The organism is Streptomyces sp. NPDC001231 (genome assembly GCF_042896885.1).
Taxonomy (GTDB): Bacteria; Actinomycetota; Actinomycetes; order Streptomycetales; family Streptomycetaceae; genus Streptomyces.
Window position 1 is genome coordinate 114,339 of record NZ_JBIAXS010000017.1, and the last position, 19,084, is coordinate 133,422.

12 protein-coding genes are annotated in these 19,084 nt (G+C 69.4%); 7 read left to right on the top strand and 5 right to left on the bottom strand.

The window, feature by feature from the left end:
* Positions 1-108: 108 nt before the first annotated feature.
* Positions 109-1,749, top strand: coding sequence for a phosphoglucomutase (alpha-D-glucose-1,6-bisphosphate-dependent) (pgm, locus tag ACFY3J_RS21680; RefSeq protein WP_384181924.1), 1,641 nt, complete (start codon positions 109-111; stop codon positions 1,747-1,749).
* Between the two features lie 124 nt (positions 1,750-1,873).
* Positions 1,874-5,248 (top strand): pyruvate carboxylase, encoded by a 3,375-nt coding sequence (locus tag ACFY3J_RS21685; RefSeq protein WP_384181921.1) that lies wholly within the window; start codon positions 1,874-1,876, stop codon positions 5,246-5,248.
* A gap of 744 nt (positions 5,249-5,992) precedes the next feature.
* Here the strand turns inward: ACFY3J_RS21685 and ACFY3J_RS21690 are convergent.
* A complete protein-coding gene (locus ACFY3J_RS21690) occupies positions 5,993-7,039 on the bottom strand; it encodes a LysR family transcriptional regulator (RefSeq protein WP_390841513.1) in 1,047 nt (348 codons plus the stop codon).
* Positions 7,040-7,234: 195 nt separating this feature from the next.
* Here ACFY3J_RS21690 and snpA point away from each other — a divergent pair, with 195 nt between their 5' ends.
* Entirely contained in the window at positions 7,235-7,936 is a 702-nt protein-coding gene (gene snpA, locus ACFY3J_RS21695; RefSeq protein WP_390841514.1) for a snapalysin, read from the top strand.
* A 58-nt stretch (positions 7,937-7,994) separates the two neighbouring features.
* Here snpA and ACFY3J_RS21700 read toward each other — a convergent pair whose 3' ends face one another.
* Positions 7,995-9,398, bottom strand: a complete 1,404-nt coding sequence (locus ACFY3J_RS21700) for an amino acid permease (RefSeq protein WP_390841515.1) — start codon at positions 9,396-9,398, stop codon at positions 7,995-7,997.
* A 776-nt stretch (positions 9,399-10,174) separates the two neighbouring features.
* On the opposite strand from ACFY3J_RS21700, the gene ACFY3J_RS21705 reads away from it, so the two are divergent.
* Positions 10,175-11,605, top strand: coding sequence for a hypothetical protein (locus tag ACFY3J_RS21705; protein ID WP_390841516.1), 1,431 nt, complete (start codon positions 10,175-10,177; stop codon positions 11,603-11,605).
* Positions 11,606-11,609: 4 nt separating this feature from the next.
* Here ACFY3J_RS21705 and ACFY3J_RS21710 read toward each other — a convergent pair whose 3' ends face one another.
* Entirely contained in the window at positions 11,610-11,825 is a 216-nt protein-coding gene (locus ACFY3J_RS21710; protein WP_384181906.1) for a hypothetical protein, read from the bottom strand.
* A gap of 453 nt (positions 11,826-12,278) precedes the next feature.
* On the opposite strand from ACFY3J_RS21710, the gene ACFY3J_RS21715 reads away from it, so the two are divergent.
* Positions 12,279-13,508 (top strand): hypothetical protein, encoded by a 1,230-nt coding sequence (locus ACFY3J_RS21715; protein ID WP_384181903.1) that lies wholly within the window; start codon positions 12,279-12,281, stop codon positions 13,506-13,508.
* Here the strand turns inward: ACFY3J_RS21715 and ACFY3J_RS21720 are convergent.
* A complete protein-coding gene (locus ACFY3J_RS21720) occupies positions 13,492-15,315 on the bottom strand; it encodes an asparagine synthase-related protein (RefSeq protein ID WP_390841517.1) in 1,824 nt (607 codons plus the stop codon). The genes ACFY3J_RS21715 and ACFY3J_RS21720 overlap by 17 nt on opposite strands.
* A gap of 1 nt (position 15,316) precedes the next feature.
* Complete coding sequence (locus tag ACFY3J_RS21725) at positions 15,317-15,940, bottom strand: lasso peptide biosynthesis B2 protein (protein WP_384181897.1); 624 nt, start codon at positions 15,938-15,940, stop codon at positions 15,317-15,319.
* A 673-nt stretch (positions 15,941-16,613) separates the two neighbouring features.
* Between ACFY3J_RS21725 and ACFY3J_RS21730 the strand changes: the two genes are divergently transcribed.
* Entirely contained in the window at positions 16,614-17,519 is a 906-nt protein-coding gene (locus ACFY3J_RS21730) for a DUF6424 family protein (protein WP_384181894.1), read from the top strand.
* Positions 17,520-17,532: 13 nt separating this feature from the next.
* Complete coding sequence (locus tag ACFY3J_RS21735; protein WP_384181891.1) at positions 17,533-18,642, top strand: DUF2235 domain-containing protein; 1,110 nt, start codon at positions 17,533-17,535, stop codon at positions 18,640-18,642.
* Positions 18,643-19,084: the final 442 nt, after the last annotated feature.

Sequence of the window (19,084 nt, forward strand, 5' to 3'; positions counted from 1 at the left end):
GCCCGCGACCCGGGACCGGCGCGAGCCCGACTCGCGTCCCGCGCACGGGGGAAGATGACATCGCGAGCGGACAGCGGACGCACGACGACGCGGAGGAGCGTGGGTGCCATGCAGCACGAGCGAGCGGGCAAGCCGGCCGGACCCGAGGACCTGATCGACGTCGCCCGGCTGGTGACGGCGTACTACGCGCTGCACCCCGACCCGGCCGAGGTGGGACAGCGCGTGGCGTTCGGAACCTCCGGGCACCGCGGATCGTCACTGGCGACGGCGTTCAACGAGGACCACATCGCCGCGACCAGCCAGGCCATCTGCGAGTACCGCGCACGGCAGGGCACCGACGGCCCCCTCTTCCTGGGCGCGGACACGCACGCCCTCTCCGAGCCCGCGCGGATCACCGCGCTGGAGGTCTTCGCCGCCAACGACGTCACCGTTCTGATCGACACGGTGGACGGCTACACCCCCACCCCGGCCGTCTCCCACGCGATCCTGACGCACAACCGCTCCCGCACCTCGGGCCCCGCCGACGGTGTCGTCGTGACCCCGTCGCACAACCCGCCCGGCGACGGCGGCTTCAAGTACAACCCGCCCAGCGGCGGCCCGGCGGGCTCGGAGGCGACCTCCTGGATCCAGGACCGGGCCAACGAGATCATCGCGGGCGGGCTCAAGGACGTACGGCGCGTCCCGTACACCCGCGCGCTGGCCGCGCCCGGCACCGGCCGTCACGACTTCCTCGGCGCCTACGTCACCGATCTGCCGAGCGTGCTCGACCTCGACGCGGTCCGGGACGCCGGCGTGCGGATCGGCGCCGACCCGCTGGGCGGAGCGTCCGTCGCCTACTGGGGCCGCATCGCCGAGGAGCACCGGCTCGACCTGACCGTGGTCAATCCACTCACCGACCCCACCTGGCGCTTCATGACGCTGGACTGGGACGGCAAGATCCGTATGGACTGCTCCTCGCCGTACGCGATGGCCTCGCTCATCGGGCAGCGCGACCGCTTCCGGATCGCCACGGGCAACGACGCTGATGCCGACCGGCACGGCATCGTCACCCCGGACGCCGGGCTGATGAACCCCAACCACTACCTCGCCGTGGCCATCTCCTACCTCTACGCCCACCGCACCCGGTGGCCCGGAGAGGCGGGCGTGGGCAAGACGCTGGTCTCCTCCGGCATGATCGACCGGGTCGCCGCCGACCTCGGCCGCCGGCTGGTCGAAGTGCCCGTGGGCTTCAAGTGGTTCGTGGACGGGCTGATCGACTCCTCGCTCGGCTTCGGCGGCGAGGAGTCCGCCGGAGCGTCGTTCCTGCGCCGGGACGGCTCGGTGTGGACCACCGACAAGGACGGCATCGTCCTGGCCCTGCTCGCCTCCGAGATCACCGCCGTCACCGACCGGACGCCGTCCCAGCACTACGCGGAACTCACCGCCCGCTTCGGCGAACCCGCCTACGCCCGCGTCGACGCGCCGGCCTCCCGCGAGGAGAAGTCCCGTCTGGCCAAGCTGTCCCCGGCCCAGGTCACCGCCGACACCCTCGCCGGGGAGCCGGTCACCGCCGTCCTCACCGAGGCGCCCGGCAACGGCGCGCCCATCGGCGGCATCAAGGTGACCACCGAGAACGCCTGGTTCGCGGCCCGCCCCTCGGGCACCGAGGACGTCTACAAGATCTATGCCGAGTCGTTCCGGGGCCCCGACCACCTCTCCCAGGTCCAGGAGGAGGCCGAACGCGTCGTCCACGCGGCACTCGGAGGTTGACGACGGCGCCACGACAGCGGCGGGAGCGCGGGAGACAATCGGGATGAGTGGCCCGGCTCACATGGCATGACGGGGGCATGCCCGACACCATGGTCCTTTCACCGGCAGGCCGAAGGGATAGAGCATGTTCCGCAAGGTGCTGGTCGCCAACCGCGGCGAGATCGCGATCCGCGCGTTCCGCGCCGGCTACGAACTGGGCGCGCGAACCGTGGCCGTCTTCCCGTACGAGGACCGCAATTCGCTGCACCGGCTGAAAGCCGACGAGGCCTACCAGATCGGCCAGCCGGGGCATCCGGTCCGCGCCTACCTCTCCGTCGAGGAGATCGTCCGCGCGGCACGCCGGGCGGGCGCGGACGCCGTCTACCCCGGCTACGGATTCCTGTCCGAGAATCCCGAACTCGCCCGCGCCTGCCAGGAGTCGGGCATCACCTTCGTCGGACCGGACGCCGGCACGCTGGAACTGACGGGGAACAAGGCCCGCGCGGTGGCGGCCGCCCGCGCCGCCGGCGTGCCGGTGCTCGGTTCCTCCGCGCCCTCCACCGACGTCGACGAACTGGTCCGCGCCGCCGGGGACATCGGCTTCCCCCTCTTCGTCAAGGCGGTCGCGGGCGGGGGAGGGCGCGGCATGCGCCGGGTGGAGGACCCCGCCGCGCTGCGCGAGTCCATCGAGGCGGCGTCCCGGGAGGCGGCGTCGGCGTTCGGCGACCCCACCGTCTTCCTGGAGAAGGCCGTGGTCGACCCCCGTCACATCGAGGTGCAGATCCTCGCCGACGGCCAGGGCGACGTCATCCACCTCTTCGAGCGCGACTGCTCGCTCCAGCGCCGCCACCAGAAGGTCATCGAACTCGCCCCCGCGCCGAACCTCGACCCCGTGCTGCGCGAGCGCATCTGCGCCGACGCGGTGCGCTTCGCCCGGGAGATCGGCTACCGCAACGCGGGCACCGTGGAGTTCCTGCTCGACCGCGACGGCAACCACGTCTTCATCGAGATGAACCCGCGCATCCAGGTCGAGCACACGGTGACCGAGGAGGTCACCGACGTCGACCTGGTCCAGGCCCAGCTCCGCATCGCCGCCGGTGAGACCCTGGCCGACCTGGGGCTCTCCCAGGACAGCATCACCCTGCGCGGCGCCGCCCTGCAGTGCCGGATCACCACCGAGGACCCGGCCAACGGCTTCCGCCCGGACACCGGCCGCATCAGCGCCTACCGCTCCCCGGGCGGCTCCGGCATCCGCCTCGACGGCGGAACCACCCACGCGGGTACCGAGATCAGCGCCCACTTCGACTCGATGCTCGTCAAACTCACCTGCCGCGGACGGGACTTCAAGGCCGCGATCGGCCGGGCCCGGCGCGCCGTGGCCGAGTTCCGCATCCGCGGGGTCGCCACGAACATCCCGTTCCTCCAGGCCGTGCTGGACGACCCCGACTTCCAGGCCGGGCGGGTCACGACGTCGTTCATCGAACAGCGCCCGCACCTGCTGACCGCGCGCTCCTCCGCCGACCGCGGCACCAAGCTGCTCACCTACCTCGCAGACGTCACCGTGAACAAGCCCCATGGCGAACGGCCCGAGGTGATCGACCCCGTCACCAAGCTGCCGCCGCTGCCCGCGGGCGAGCCGCCCGCCGGCTCCCGGCAGAAGCTCGTCGAACTCGGCCCGGACGGCTTCGCCCGCCTCCTGCGCGAGTCGCCGACCATCGGCGTCACCGACACCACCTTCCGTGACGCGCACCAGTCGCTGCTCGCCACCCGGGTGCGCACCAAGGACCTCCTCGCCGCCGCCCCGGTCGTCGCGCGGACCCTGCCCCAGCTGCTGTCCCTGGAGTGCTGGGGCGGCGCCACCTACGACGTGGCGTTGCGCTTCCTCGCCGAGGACCCCTGGGAGCGCCTTGCCGCCCTGCGCGAGGCGGTGCCCAACATCTGCCTCCAGATGCTGCTGCGCGGTCGCAACACCGTGGGCTACACCCCGTACCCGACCGAGGTGACCGACGCATTCGTCCAGGAGGCCGCCGCCACCGGCGTCGACATCTTCCGCGTCTTCGACGCCCTGAACGACGTCGGCCAGATGCGGCCGGCCATCGACGCCGTACGCGAGACCGGGACGGCGATCGCCGAGGTCGCCCTGTGCTACACGGGGGACCTGTCCGACCCCTCCGAGCGCCTGTACACCCTGGACTACTACCTGCGCCTGGCCGAGCAGATCGTGGCCGCCGGAGCACACGTCCTGGCCGTGAAGGACATGGCCGGGCTGCTGCGGGCGCCCGCCGCGGCCAGGCTCGTCTCGGCGCTGCGCCGCGAGTTCGACCTGCCGGTCCATCTGCACACCCACGACACCGCCGGCGGTCAGCTCGCCACCTACCTCGCCGCCGTCCAGGCCGGCGCCGACGCCGTGGACGGCGCGGTCGCCTCCATGGCCGGCACCACGTCCCAACCGTCGCTGTCGGCGATCGTCGCCGCCACCGACCACTCCGACCGGCCCACCGGCCTGGATCTGAAGGCCGTAGGCGACCTGGAGCCGTACTGGGAGAGCGTCCGCAAGATCTACGCCCCGTTCGAGGCGGGACTGGCCTCGCCGACCGGACGCGTCTACCACCACGAGATACCCGGCGGTCAGCTGTCCAACCTGCGCACCCAGGCGGTCGCGCTCGGCCTCGGCGACCGCTTCGAGGACATCGAGGCGATGTACGCCGCCGCCGACCGCATCCTGGGCCGCCTGGTCAAGGTCACCCCCTCGTCCAAGGTGGTCGGCGACCTCGCCCTGCACCTGGTCGGCGCCGGTGTGGCGCCGGAGGACTTCGAGGCGGCACCGGACCGGTTCGACATCCCCGACTCCGTGATCGGCTTCCTGCGCGGTGAGCTGGGCACCCCGCCCGGCGGCTGGCCGGAGCCGTTCCGTACCAAGGCGCTCAACGGCCGCGCGGAAGCCAGGCCCGTCACCGAGCTCACCGCCGAGGACCACGCCGGCCTGGAGAAGTCCCGCCGCGCCACGCTCAACCGGCTGCTCTTCCCTGGCCCGACACGGGACTTCGAGGCCCACCGCCAGGCCTACGGCGACACGAGTGTGCTGGACAGCAAGGACTTCTTCTACGGGCTGCGCCCCGCCGACGAGTACGCCGTCGACCTCGAGCCCGGCGTACGGCTCCTCATCGAGCTCCAGGCCATCGGTGAGGCGGACGAACGCGGTATGCGCACCGTGATGTCCACGCTGAACGGCCAGTTGCGCCCGATCCAGGTGCGCGACGCCGCGGCGGCCTCCGACATTCCCGTGACCGAGAAGGCCGACCGGGCCAACCCCGGCCATGTGGCGGCGCCGTTCGCCGGTGTGGTGACCCTCGCGGTCGCCGAGGGCGACGAGGTGGCGGCCGGCGCGACCGTGGCCACCATCGAGGCGATGAAGATGGAGGCCGCCATCACGGCCCCCAGGGCGGGCCGGGTGACCAGGCTGGCCATCAACCGCATCCAGCAGGTGGAGGGCGGCGACCTGCTCGTCGAGGTGGGCTGAGCCGACCCGCCGCGTCGGTCCCGCACTGCCGGCGGCGCGGGGTCGGGGAGCCAAGCCCGGCGCACCACCGGCCCGGCCGGTGGTGCGCTGTCCGGTTCCTGCGTCCCGTGCCCGGGCGGAAGGCCGCCGACCGGCGCCGGGCAGCGTCCGGTACGGGCGGCTGAGCATCGGGCGCAGAAACCGGGGCTGGGGGTGTCAGGCGTGGGTGGCTGGAGCGATGTGCGTTGGGACCGGCGCTGGGTGGCGGCCGGCGTGGGCGGCGTGGGTGGTTGTGCACTGCGCGTCGGGACCGCGCTGGGCGGTGAGGGCGCGGTCGGCTGAGCACCGCGCGCTTGGACCGGCGCTGGGTGGCGGCCGGCGTGGATGGCGTGGGTGGTTGTGCACGGGGCGTTGGGTGGCGTCGAACGCGGGTGGCTGAGCACCGCGTGCCTGGACCCGCGCCGGGTGGCTGAGTACCGCGTGCCTGGACCCGCGCCGGGTGGCTGAGTACCGGGCGTCGGAACCGGCGCCTTGTCGGCGTCGCGCGGGCGGCAGGGCACCGCGTGCGCGGACCTCGGCAGAGCACCGTGCGCCCGGAGCCGGACCGTGCGTGCGTCCTGGCCGTGTGCCTGGACCGAGTGCCCGGACCGTGCGTGCGTCCTGGCCGTGTGCCTGGACCGAGTGCCCGGACCGTGCGTGTGTCCCGGCCGTGCGCCCGGACCGTGCGTCCGGGGCGGCGTCGGCCGTTCGTCGTGCCGGGATCGGTTACGGGCCGACCGTCACCGGTCGTCTGCGTCGGAGGGCGTCCGCGTGGGCGTCCGCGCGGGACGGCTGTGCGACGCGGGCGGACTGGGGGCGTGGCGTGCCGCGCGGGTGAGCGGTGGTGCCGGAACGGGCCAGCCACTCCTGGTAGGCCGGCGCCTGATGGGCCGCCTCCCAGTATGCCTCCTCCAACTCGGCGTAGACATGGTCGAGTTCGGCCTCGGTGCGGGCCGCGAGCAGAAGCCGTACCCCTATGGGGTCACCCTCCAACGGGCGGATGGCGAGTTCGGCGCGCGGGCGCGCGGTGGGCTGACTGACCGTCACCACCTCGCCGGTGGCGGCCAGGGAGTACGCGGTGAGGTAGTCGCCGTGCAGCATGTCGGCGTCGAGCCCCGCCTCGCGCAGCACGCGGCACAGGGCGTCCCATTCCCCGTCGACCGTGGAGTCCACCATCCATCGGTCGCCCGCGAGGTCGGCGAGCCGCACCTCGGGCTGCGCGGCGGCCGGATGGTCGGCGGCGAGGGAGACGAACTGCGGTTCGCGCTCGACCAGTACGCGCTGACAGAGCCCGGGCGGAATGCGCAGCGGGCTGCCCTCGACCTCGTGCACGAAGGCCATGTCCAGCCGCCCCGCGGCGACCAGCCGCAGCAGGCAGTTCGCGGACGCGTCCATCTGGAGGGTGGGTTCGGTCCGCGGCACGCGGGTGCGCAGCCGGCGTAGCCAGCCCGGCAGGGCCCGGCTCGCGGTGGCGCCGATGCGCAGCCGTGTGCCGCCGGCGGCCCGGGCCGCGGCCGCCCGCGCCTCGGTGACGAGGGCGGCCAGTTCGGCGACGAGGGGTCTGGCCCGGCTCAGTACCGCGTGTCCCAGCGGTGTGGGGCGGCAGCCCGCACGGGTGCGCAGGAAGAGCTGGCCGCCGAGCGCGTGCTCGATGCGGCGCAACTGGGTGCTCAACGAGGGCTGGGCCATGCCGAGTTGCCGAGCCGCCCGGTGCAGACTGCCGTGGTCGGCGATGGCGCACAGCACACGGAGGTGCCTCACCTCGAGCTCCATGGGAGGGAGCGTAGGGGGGCCTGTGACGCCGCACCAGACGTTCAAATCCCAACGGAACCAGCGGAATCGTACGAGTCGGCCCCGATAGCTCGGCGCTATCCCCGGTTGCCATCATCCGCAGCCCCGTTGGTGTGCCCGAAACTCCTGCGTGACCGATCGTTCACCACCCCACACGAACGAGTAGGAGCCCCCCACATGAAGGCGTCCCGTATGGCCTCCACGTTCGCGAAGACCTCCAGGAGGCTGCTGGCCCTCGCGCTCGGCCTGGGTCTGGCCTCCGCCGCCCTGGGCACCGCGAGCCCGGCGAGCGCCCGGACCGACGACTCCGCGCCGTCCGCCTCCGCAGCCGCGTACGCGCGGTACGCCGGTTCGGCGGAGAGCGCCGCCGACAACAAGGCGTTCTTCGACGCCGTGCTCAAGTCGGTCGCCGAGAAGCAGGCCGCCCATCCGACCCTCCAGGCGGTGACCGTCTCCTACAACGCGTCCCAGGCGCCGAGTTTCGCCTCGCAGATATCGAACGCGGCCTCCATATGGAACAGTTCCGTGTCCAACGTCAAGCTCCAGGCGACCTCGGGCAGCGCCGACTTCGCGTACTACGAGGGCAACGACTCGCGCGGTTCCTACGCCTCCACGAACGGCCACGGCAAGGGCTACATCTTCCTCGACTACGCGCAGAACCGGCAGTACGACTCGATCCGCGTCACCGCCCACGAGACCGGCCACGTGCTGGGCCTGCCGGACCACTACAGCGGCCCGTGCAGCGAGCTGATGTCGGGCGGCGGCCCCGGCACGTCCTGCACCAACCGCTATCCGGACGCCAACGAGCGCGCCCGCGTCAACCAGCTGTGGGCCAACGGCCTCGCGAAGGCCCTGAAGGAGCTGGACAAGACGAACTGACGTCCCGCCCCCCACTGATGCGGGCCGCCCACCCCACAGGGCGGCCCGCATCGCGGGATCAGGCCGCCGCCTTGCTCCGGCGGGCGGCCATCACCGCGTAGACGAGGACGCCCGCGAACAGGAACAGCACGCCCTGGTAGACCGCCGCGTACCCGGCGCCCGCGACGAGCCACAGCGAGAAGGCGGCCGCGCCGCCCGCCACCACGGCGTCGCGCACCAGCCGTGCCCGGTCGACGCGTTCGCGCCGCCCCGAGACGAGGTGGTAGATCTGCGCGGCGGTGGCCAGCAGGTACGGCACGGTCGCGGTGAACGTGGTGACGAGGACCAGGACCTCGAAGACCTTGGCCGAGCCCGACGTGTAGTTGTAGACGGTGAGCAGCGAGGCGAGGACGACGGTGACGGCGACGCCGAAGGTCGGGACGCCGCGCCGCCGGCGCGCGAAGGCGGCGGGGAACAGGCCGTCCCGGGCCGCGGCGTACGGGGTCTGCGCGCTCAGCAGGGTCCAGCCGTTGAGGCAGCCGGTCATCGACACCAGCGCGGCGAGCGCGACGGCCCATCCGCCCCAGGAACCGCCGAACATGGCGTTCACGGCGTCCGAGAAGGGCGCGGTGGACTTCACCAGGCGATCGTGCGCCACCGTGCCGAACACCGAGAGCGTGCCCAGCAGATAGACGAGCGCCGCGCCCGTGGTCCCGATGACGGTGGCCCGTCCCACGTTGCGCCGGGCGTCCTTGACCTCGCCCGCGCTGACGGCCGCGGACTCCACGCCGAGATAGGAGAAGAGCAGGATCGCGGCGGCGGCGGACACCGCGCCGATCGTGCTGCCGCCGCCCTCGTGGAACGGGCCGAGGTTCTTGGGGTCGAAGAAGAACAGCCCGCCGACGGCGACGAGCAGCAGCGGCACGAACTTCAGCACGGTGGCGACGATCTGCACGGCGCCCACGTACCGGGTGCCCGCGAAGTTGGCGAGCGCGGGCAGCCACTGGAGGGTGAGCGCGGCCAGACACGCCGTCCAGCGGTGGCCGTTGACCGGGATCAGTACGTCGAGGTAGCCGACGGCGGCGACGGCGAGCGCCGCGTTCGACACCCAGGTGGTGATCCAGTACGCCCACGCGGCGAGGAAGCCGGCGAAGTCGCCGAAGGCCTCGCGGGCGTAGACGTAGGGTCCGCCGGTGCTGGGGTTGCGCTCCGCGAGGCGGCCGAAGACCAGTGCCAGGGCGATGGCGCCGAGGGTCAGGACACCGAAGGCGACCAGGCTGACCGTGCCGTACGGGGCGACGGAGGCCGGGAGCAGGAAGATCCCGCCGCCGATGATGTTGCCCATGACCAGGGCGGTGGCGACGGGCAGCCCGAAGCGCCGGGTGTGCCGGCCGGAGTTTCCGGTGGGGTCTTCGGCGGGAGTGTGGTTCGCGGGGGTCTCCCGCGGGGCCGGAGCCGACGGGACGGTTCCGGTGACGTGCATGGGGTGGTGCGCCTCTCTTCGAACTGATGCCCGGGATTGCCGGGACGGACCCCATGGTCGGTCATGGCCCGACATGCCACCAAATCACACACTTTTATCCCGTAGGGCGCCGCCCGGTACCGCAAAAGATGCCCCTTCGTGTGCCCCGAGCCGCGAATCGTCCTGTGCTGCTCCTGTCTCCCGGCGCGGTCGCGGAACCCGGGTACGGTCCCGCGCCGCCCCCAATGGACCGTCGCCACTGGCCACGGAGGCGCAACAGAGACGCGGCTCCGGCCGACCTGGCGGGCAGTCGCTTCCGCAACTGGTGATCGGGAGTACAGCGAGGTGTTGCAGCGTGACGACCTGGCCGCGCGGGACGCGCGGGCCATGGTGGGCATGGTGCTCGCCGTCCGGCACCTCGACAGGCTCCGGGAGGACGCCGCCCTGGTGGTGACGGAGCTGTCGGCCAACGCCGCTCGGCACGCCCGTGGGGCGGTCGTCCGGCTCACCCGTGCAGGCGGGCCGACCACACTGGCTGTACCGCGGCTGCCGCTTTCACCGTCACCCGTCTGGCCGCCGTCCTGTCGCCGGGTCTGGTGGCACGCGCGCACCAGCCACAGGCCAAGAGCGACCCCCCGCTCGTCTGCTGCCACCGCCTGCCGGGGGCGGCCCCGCAGGCCCATGTCCGGATTGACACCGGACTACTGGGGCCTCGTACTGAACATGAGGGAATCTTGGTCAGAAGTTTCCTGTGGGGGTTCCAGCATCCGCATTCTCTCCCCTCTCACGGAGGCGCCGTGACGGTGCAGCAACAGCAAGCTATCCCGACGGTTCTGGTGTACGAGGACGACCCCGGTTTTCCTCCGAAGGTCAACATGCCCGTACCGCATCCCGTTCCACAGCTCGATACACAGCCCTTCCCGACAGCCATAGCGGAAGCCGCACCGCAGCCGGACAGTGCGGGGCCCGGTACCGAGGCATTCCGTTACTGGGTGGCGGCCGACTCGCTGAGCAGGGCCTGCCAGACCTGGGGACCGCTGGTTCCGACCGGAACCCAGTGGCATCCGCAGGTCGGACGCGTCCTCACTGCGCACCTCAACGCCGGAGACGACCTCAACGCCTTCTACGACCGTAGAGGCCTGTGGTTCTTCCGCCGCACCGTGGCAGGCGTCACCGTCGCCGCATGCGAGAGCAACGAGGTCGTCGAGCACGAGACGGGGCACGCGATCCTCGACGCTCTGCACCCTCAGCTGTTCAACGCGGCGAGCGCGGAGACGGCCGCCCTGCACGAAGCGTTCGGCGACATCAGCGCCCTGCTGAGTTCACTTCGGCTGGAATCGCTGCGGATCGCGGTACTGGCCGAGACACAGGGCGACATCGAAGTGTCCTCTCGGCTGTCGAGGATGGCCGAGCAACTGGGCTGGGCAATCCGCCAGGGCCACCCGAACGCGGTCGACCCGGACTGCCTGCGCAACCTGGCGAACAGCTTCTTCTACCGCGACCCGGTGCAGTTGCTGCCGAACGGACCCGCGAACACGCTCTCCAGCGAGCCGCACTCGTTCTCACGGGTGTTCAGCGGCGCGTTCCTGAAGATCGTCGCCGGGATCTTCCGGCAACAGAACCTGCAGGACCAGGCCGGTCTGGCCAAGGCGGCCGAGATCGCGGGACAGCTGCTGGTGGATGCTGTCGTGGCCGCGCCCGTGGTGTCCGCCTACTACGCGCAGGTCGCGGGTCACATGATCGCCGCGGACCAGCGCCGGAACGGCGGCAAGTACGGTCAGTCCCTGCGCTCGGCATTCATCCGTCACGGCATTCTCTCCTTGGAGGCTGCCGCGTCGATCACCGAGCCGGAGGTGGCACGCCGAGGCGCCGGAATCGCCGAGGCGACGCCGGGCGGTGGCGACGATCAGGGTCTGACGGCCGTCACCGTCCAGGGGACGACGTACGGCATCACCCAGCCACTCACCCTCTCCGCTCCGGCGCAGGAACGACGTTTCGGCATCGCGGGCTCCGATCCCGCCGGCGGCTCGGTGCGCCCTGCCGACCCCGAACTGGTCGCGACGTCGTTCCTCGAGGACCTTTTCCGACGCGGCCGGGTCCACGTGCCCGAAGAGCACCGCTCCGACGTGGCATTCGTCGACGACAACCCCTCCCGGCTCAAGACCCATGAGATCACGCGGAGCGCGACCGGCGAGGGTCTTGCCCTGGTCAGGCGGTGCTTCGACTGAACAATCAGTGGAAAAAGCGCAGACGACGGACGGTGAGCCGTCCGTCGTCCTCGCGCTTGATCACGTGCGTCGTCTTGGGCGTAGGCTCCTCGCCCTCGAAGACCGCCTCGCCGCGAGCCAGCAGGTCGCTGATGAATTTCTCGGTCGCCCGGCGCTCGGCGTCATCGCTTTGTCCCCCTTCACTGGCGCCCTGCTGGCCTTTATTACTATTTGCGTCCATACTGAGCACTTTATTTCCATTGGCGTCCGGATGCCCGCCGAGGGCTGACCACCCGTGAGCACTACGAGGTCCTCACCCGTGCGGGGGCGTGGGCCACCATCCCCGCAACAGACTCAGAAGACGCGAGTGCCAACAGCTCCCACGTCCAGAGGCTTCTGGTTGGCGCCCCGATGGATCACCACGGACGATGGTGCTCGAGCCCTTGGCACGGCGGCAGATCTCCTGGGTCCGCGCTTCATACGTGCAGTGCCCCCAGTGACGGCGAAGCGTGCGCTCAATGGCACCGGATCTGTTGGTCCCGTGTCGGTCGTCACCGCCGGCACAGCAGGAACATCGCGAACGGCCGGTGGCCGCAGGAGATGATATTGCATGAGGACTCCCCCCAAGTCTTACTCCGGCTCGCACCTGAAAGTGCGTCGGCCGCCACCGAGAACCCCGCGGTCCCGGGTAGCCATGGCAGTGATCCTGCTGGTCCTCCTCATGACGACTCTTCTGCTGGGTTGGTTCGGCCTTGAGGACTTCATCCATGCTCTGACCTTCCCCGGGCGCATCACCGGTGCGGTCCTCATCGCGGTCGCGCTCACCACATTGTTGGGTGCTGCCGCGGTCCTGGACCACTGGTTCTGGCGCAGCTTCCCCTACTCCGGCGTGGTCGCGCTGATCGGCGCGTTCGCGGCATTTCTGACCAACACCTTGCTCCTGGTCGAGACAGCGAAGGACGGCGATTCCCCGACTTACCCGGCGCTGTTCGGCGCGCTCGCGGCGGGTGCGGCATGGGCTGTCTTCGCCGTGTGGCGGACATCGGTCGTGATCCCCGCCCCGAAGCGAGTGGCCGCGGCGCTGATCGTTTCCTCGGTCATCGCGATCGCCAATTTCGGTTACCAGAACCTCTTTCAACCGTACGAGCGTCAGACCAGGCCTCTCCTCAAATTGTCCCTGGGAAAGCCTGTGCTGCGTCAGGATCGGAAGGCATTCGCCGTACCGGTCGACATCACGATCGAGAATCACGGTACCGTGGGTTTCTATGTACTCGGCACCGAATTCCACGCCATGGGGGAACGGGTGCCACTGAGCCCCACGGACCGGCTCCGCGAGCAGTGGCGAACCGATGCCGAGCAGTGGGCCGATTCCCATGAAGTGAACCCGCTCTCTCGTAGGGAGCTTTACCAGCCCGGTCAGTTGGTGGAGGCACAACCATGGATGCCCTACGGAGAGTGGATCGAGTCGAATGACGTATTCACCACCCGAGTGGTGGTGCAACTGCCCATCGACACGTCGTACGACCAGGTGGCGGTCTATGCCAGCGCGAGCCTCGCGCGCAAGGACCGGCTCGACCTCGAGCCACCGCTTCAATTCAAGGCGTACTCCTGGAAGGAGAACAGCAAGGTACCCGCATGGGTGAAGGATCAAGAGAAGTACGGCCTCGACACCATCGTCCACCAGGCCAGGGTGCATGAGAACAACGCGATCGACGAGCATACGAGGGACGCGCGCTACGTGACCGTCTACTGGCAATTCGGTGCGCACGGCTCAAATGTCTCGTCAGCCGTTGCGCGAAACGGCGAGGAAGGCCACCACTCCACCGGACAGGAACTACGCGAACTGCGGAACCGGTACGGTCTTGCCGACGTCGTCACGGGCCCGATCAAACGCACCCTGTGGGACATCAAGAGCCAGCGATGACGGGAGCGGCCGGGCCGAGAGCGCTGGAGCGCCGGTCCAGTCGTTCCAGCCACATCACCAGGGCGAGCGAGCTGTTCACACGATCGCAGGCGTATGAGTCCCCTGTGCCCAGCTGCGCCTCTCGTACTGCCTGGCAGAGCATCTCGACGTCGAACATCTCCGCAATCAGCGGATGCCGAGCGGAGCGGCACAGGTCGATGAGTTCGTCGCCGTGGGTCCGCAAGCCGCGGGCATAGAGATCGTTGAAAGGAATCTTGACCGTCCTGCCGCGGATCCGGGCCGGGAGCAGGTCCGTCATGGCCACACGCAGAACCTCTTTGGGACGGCTCGGATGAAACGTGGCTTCGACAGGCAGGCGGCGCATCGTGGTGATGACCTCCGGGTCGAGGAAGGGGTGCGAGAGAAAGAATCCGTCCTGTCGCGCGCGGTGCCACGACAGCAGGTCGGGAGCGGCGATGTAGTTGGCCGCGTCGTAGAGCGACTGTTCCGGCTTGCGTCCGAATACGAAGCGGCTCTCCGCGATGCTGGCCTCACGGTAGCCGTGAACCCGCGCGAATCCGGATCGCAGCCATCGGGGGCGGTTGAAGTTGCCGAGGCCGCCCAGCACCGTTCCGCTGCGGGCGAGTGCTGTGATCCGTTCGGCTGCCAGCGGGAGGGTCGGCTGTACGACGTAGGCGTGGACAATCTCCCGCGAGCCCCGCTCGCTACCTGCGGCCCAGGCACGTGCCTGCCTGGTCATCTGTCGGAGCTGTCCCGTGCGGGCGAGCCTGTGCAGGTGAAACGGATTGGCGTCGACAATCGGATCGGCACCGCAGCCTGTCAGGAGGGTGTCACAGCCCAGTTCCGCGGCAGCGGCGTGAAGCCTGGCCCAGAACGGAGCGCGGAAGGCGTGCGCATGAGGCTCGTCCGCGTCTCCCGCGTGGTGCTCGAAGTCGTCGAAGTCGGCGACGTCGTCGACATCGACGATCAACGGGCGGGCCGCGGGTGTGTGACGGCGGATCTCCTCCAACGCCACGTCCAGGTACGGCTGCTCCCCTGCCAGCTCTCCGTCGGCGAAGCGCCCGGCGAGCAGGAGGAGATCTCCGGGTCCGCCTCGTCCCGTGGCCAGCAGACGTGCCGCGAGCAACGCGACACTGGTGGAGTCCGCGCCGCCGGAGACGTGACATGCCGTCATGGTCCCCATACGGCGCCCAACAGAGTTCTCCAGCGCGAGACGCAGGTCCTTCGCGGCTTCACGGAGGTGGGGGTGGGGCCCGTCTGCTGTCGGCACGGGCGAGTCGTGGGCCTGACGTCCACGTCGCAGCACCCGACCGCGCATCCGTCCGTTGAGCGACAGCTCCACCACCTCGCCGCCGAGGACGCGGTGTACCTCGGTGAACGGGGTGACGTCCGAGTGCGGTTGGGCCATGTTCCCGGTGAGGTAACGGCAGAAGTAGCGAGGTTCCAGCTCCGTGACGCTGCCCAGGGAGCGGGCCGAGGTGCTGACGGCGCTCACGCGGCCACCTGACTCCCTGAAGAACAAAGGGATGCGTGCCTGTTCGTCCCGCATCACAAGGATGCGGTCGCGGCACACCAGAACGGCCGCGTAGTCGCCGGTCGGCAGAGGAGGGGCCGGTCCCTGTCGGCCGAAGTCGTCGAGGAGGCCGCGTGCGCCCGCCACTCGGTCACGCGCCGATCCGACCCAGCCGACGACGGCCGCGGTGCCGGCCCGCGAAGAGACCGTCGTCACGAGTCCCCGGCGCTCCATGGCCTCGGCGATGCAGAGCGTTGGTGTTCCCCCTGCCCACTCGAGGCGGAGCGCCTCCAAGTCACTGTCCTCCGCAGTCGATGGTGAGCACCGGTGTGAATGCGTGCCCGCGCGGATCGGCGTCAGGGATGCACAGGCCGCCCGAAGACGTCCAGGCATGGAGGGCGAACGGGTGTTCGCGCACCCCGACGTGGAGTGCGGCCTTCAGGCCGCGCCGCCGCAGCAGGACGAAGGCCGTCACGGCCTCCGACTTGCAGTCGCCGTTGACAAGCCAGCTTCTGCGGCTGCGTGACAGCACTGCCCGTTTCAGGCGTCCGACCTCTTCCGTATCGGGAAGGTCCGCACGGACGTAATCCGGAGCTGCCAAGGACAACATCCGAAGGACGCGCCCGAATCCCATGATCCGGATCAGCAGGTGCACTCCGCGCAACCAAAGTCCGATGCCGATGTCCGAAGGCTGCTCTCGGCGGTGGGTCGCGCAGCCGGCCCGAATGAGGCAGGCGACAAGTTCAGCGCGTTCCTCACGGTCTCCCTCACTGAACTTCTGCACGTCCGTCGACGTCATCCCGAGAAAACGCGTCCGCTTCCAGTCCGCGATCAGCGCTCCATTGGACATCCGGGTGACACGGCAATGCGGTGACAGAATGCTTGCCATGCCTACCAGGGCATCGGTGTCCTCTGCCACCGCACATCCTCCAGCGTTCCCTCGCGACCGGTGTCAGGCGTGGTATCCGTGACCGTCGTAGAATCCACCGCTGAAGCCCCGGATCAGACGGTTGTTGCCGAGAAGGACGAGCCGACGCGGCTTACGAAGTCGCAGAAATCGGAGAAACATCGTCTCACTCCAGAATCAGGCAGGATCCATCAATTCGAGGCTACTCCGTCCCGAGCACCCCGCAACCGAACTGCGACCTTCGACCGCTTGGGGCCCAAGTCATGGCCCGCGTAGCACCGTTCGACACGGTGTTACGCGGTGAACGGCTCGTGCGCAGCATCGATGGGCACCTCAAGGTGGCTGATCGCTCACGAAACCCAAATCACCGTGTGCAGGCCTGGGAAGAGCCCCTTCTCCGAGGCTTCGACTACTCATGTTCCGGACGTTGACCATGAAAATTTCACTTCTGAGTTACCGACAGGGACCTCATTGTCATCTGGCACATATTGTTGAACGAGCATCAACGGCAGTAACGTCGGAATTGGCATTCACGGTAGTTGCGATGCCTCAACAGCAGGATTACGCTGCGAAGTAGTAGCCATACCACCGCATCACTGGAGTGGGTGGGGACCCTGGACCCAGGGAACTCGGCGACGCGGGCCGGCGCGTGCAGGCCCGTGCGACCGGCGCGAGGTGACCCAGCATGACCACTGCCGGTGCCGCAGCACCGCACAAGACTCCAGCCGGGTTGCAACTCGGCGGCGTGGAGTCTGAGAACCACCCTTGGAAGATACGCTTGGTCGATCATCCCAAGCGTTACGAGTCGGCGTACTTCCGCGCGGCCAAGGAGACAGCGCGCAAGATTCTCGCCGAGATGAACAATGACGACCTCCCTTACGGGCCCCGTCCGACCGACGCTCAGCATTGGGAGATGCACCACGGCGGCAGCCTGTGGGTCAAGGGAGAGAGTGGCTGGCGGATGTACCGCGCCAGGGTCGGCATCGAGTGGAGCATGCAATTCTGCGCCGAGCCGTCGAAGGTCGACCGGCTGCGCAGGGAGGCTGCTGAGCTCGTCGACGCCTTCTCACTCACCTTGCCTGCCCTGGCGGCCCTCGGGTACGAAGAGGCCGAGGACCTGCTGCATACTCCGATCTCGGACGCGGATGCCGTCGAACGGTGGACTGACTGCCTGTTCAACGCCTGTGTGCCGATGAGCCACGGTAACCACCAGGGAGTTCTGCCACAGGTTCCCGGGGAGCACCACTACCCATGGCCCGTAAAGGGGGCGGACTTCGTCCGGTACGAAGACTTCGCGCTGTGGGTGACCCTGCCCGACGGGACTCACGGAGCCGTCGCGCCGGTGGACCGGCGAGGCTCGGGCGATGGTCACGTCCGCCTGGTCCACGTTCCAGAGGCCAGCGAGGCTGCAGGGGCGCTCTTGGACGCGCAGGAACAGGGCAAGATGGCGGTGCTGCCGCCCAACAGTCCAGTTGCACTGCAGGCCTTCGCCCAGCAGATCGAGCCCGAACGACGGACCGCCTCCGGCCCGCTGGTCAGCTCGTCGCGACGGGCACGTGCACCGCGGCGCACTTCCCGTCATTCCGGGTAGGCGAGGAGCGGACATGCCGCGCAGCCTCGTCATCTGCCTCGACGGGTCGGGCAACCAGGTGGGTGCCAGTCATCCCACCAACGTGGTCAAGCTATTCGACATGCTCGAGGCGGACCACCCCGAAAGGCAGCTGCTCTACTACGACCCGGGGGTAGGCACCATGTCGTCGGCCACCGCGCGCGGACCGATCGGCCGCCGACTCTCCCGCATGTGCGGATTGGCCTTCGGTACCGGGCTGAAGGCCAACCTTGCCGAGGCCTACACCTACTTGATGCAGCACTGGCAGCCGGGCGACCGTGTGTACGTCTTCGGCTTCAGCCGTGGCGCGTACACGGCTCGCGCACTCGTCGGAATGCTGAACAAACCCGGGCTCATGCGCCCCGGCTCGGAGAACCTGGTCGCTTACGCCGTGGGGAAGTATGCATTCAATCAGGACATCGGGACGAGTCAGGAGCAGATCGCCCGCTTCTCGCGCGCGTTCTGCCGACGGACCGAGACCGAGCCACTATGGGCCACGGTGAAACAGAACAGCCCGCGGCAGGTCTCACACCATGCCCTGCCGGTCACTTATCTCGGCATATGGGACACAGTTAAGGCAGCTGGTCTCCTCCGCCTGGGTAGTCTGTGCTGGCCCTACACCCACCAACTTCCCAACGCAGCCCGCATCCGCCATGCAGTGTCCCTCGATGAAAAGCGCCGCCCTTATCGCGAATATCTCGTCACATCACGCGAAGGTCATCTGCGGGATACGGCCCAAGAGGTCTGGTTCGCGGGGGTCCATTCCGACGTGGGCGGCACCTTCGCACACGCCGACGGCACGCCGCTGCTCTCCTCCATACCTTTGAAATGGATCGTCGACGGCGTCCATCAGGAGCTGGACTTCGTCCCCGACGCGTACGACGAAGCCTGCGCCCTGACCGAGGAATTCGCCGATGCGCCCATCCACGACAACGGGTGGCTGTGGAGCCTGGTGGGCCGACGCGCACGTCCCGTACCGAAGGATGCGCTGGTTCATGCGAGCGTCAGACTACGGCGCGAGCATGATCCCGGCTACCGCCCCGATCTCCCGGATCCGCAGGAGGCGGGGCACTGGGCCGACCTCGACTGGGCCAAATCGACGTGAAAATACGTCAGTTTCCACCGTCCGATCACGGGTCGGCGCCTACGAAGAACGCCGGGGCGATGCACTGCGCGAGCCGGCACTGACGGCGCCCCAGACAGGCTATTCGACGACTCGCCAAACCGTTCCGTGCCACTGGGCGATCCCAGGGCGCCCAAAAGAAGTGAGCCGTCATGGCCGCTCTGTCGAACGTCCGCTTCGGCAAGACCGACGAGGACGTACGCACCGTGCGGAAGACTCTCATCGCGCCAGGCCACAACATCCCGGACGGAGCCACCGGCACCTCGGTTCGCTTGCATGGCGTACAGGGCGGGGACTTCGGCGAGCGCGGCGCCGCCGAGCGAGGTATGGGGTTGCGTCCTACGGTGGTAATAGGGGGTCATCGCCGCCCCGGGCGGGGCCTCTTCCCTCCAGTCCGCGCAATCTGCGGGAGGTGCCAGATGGC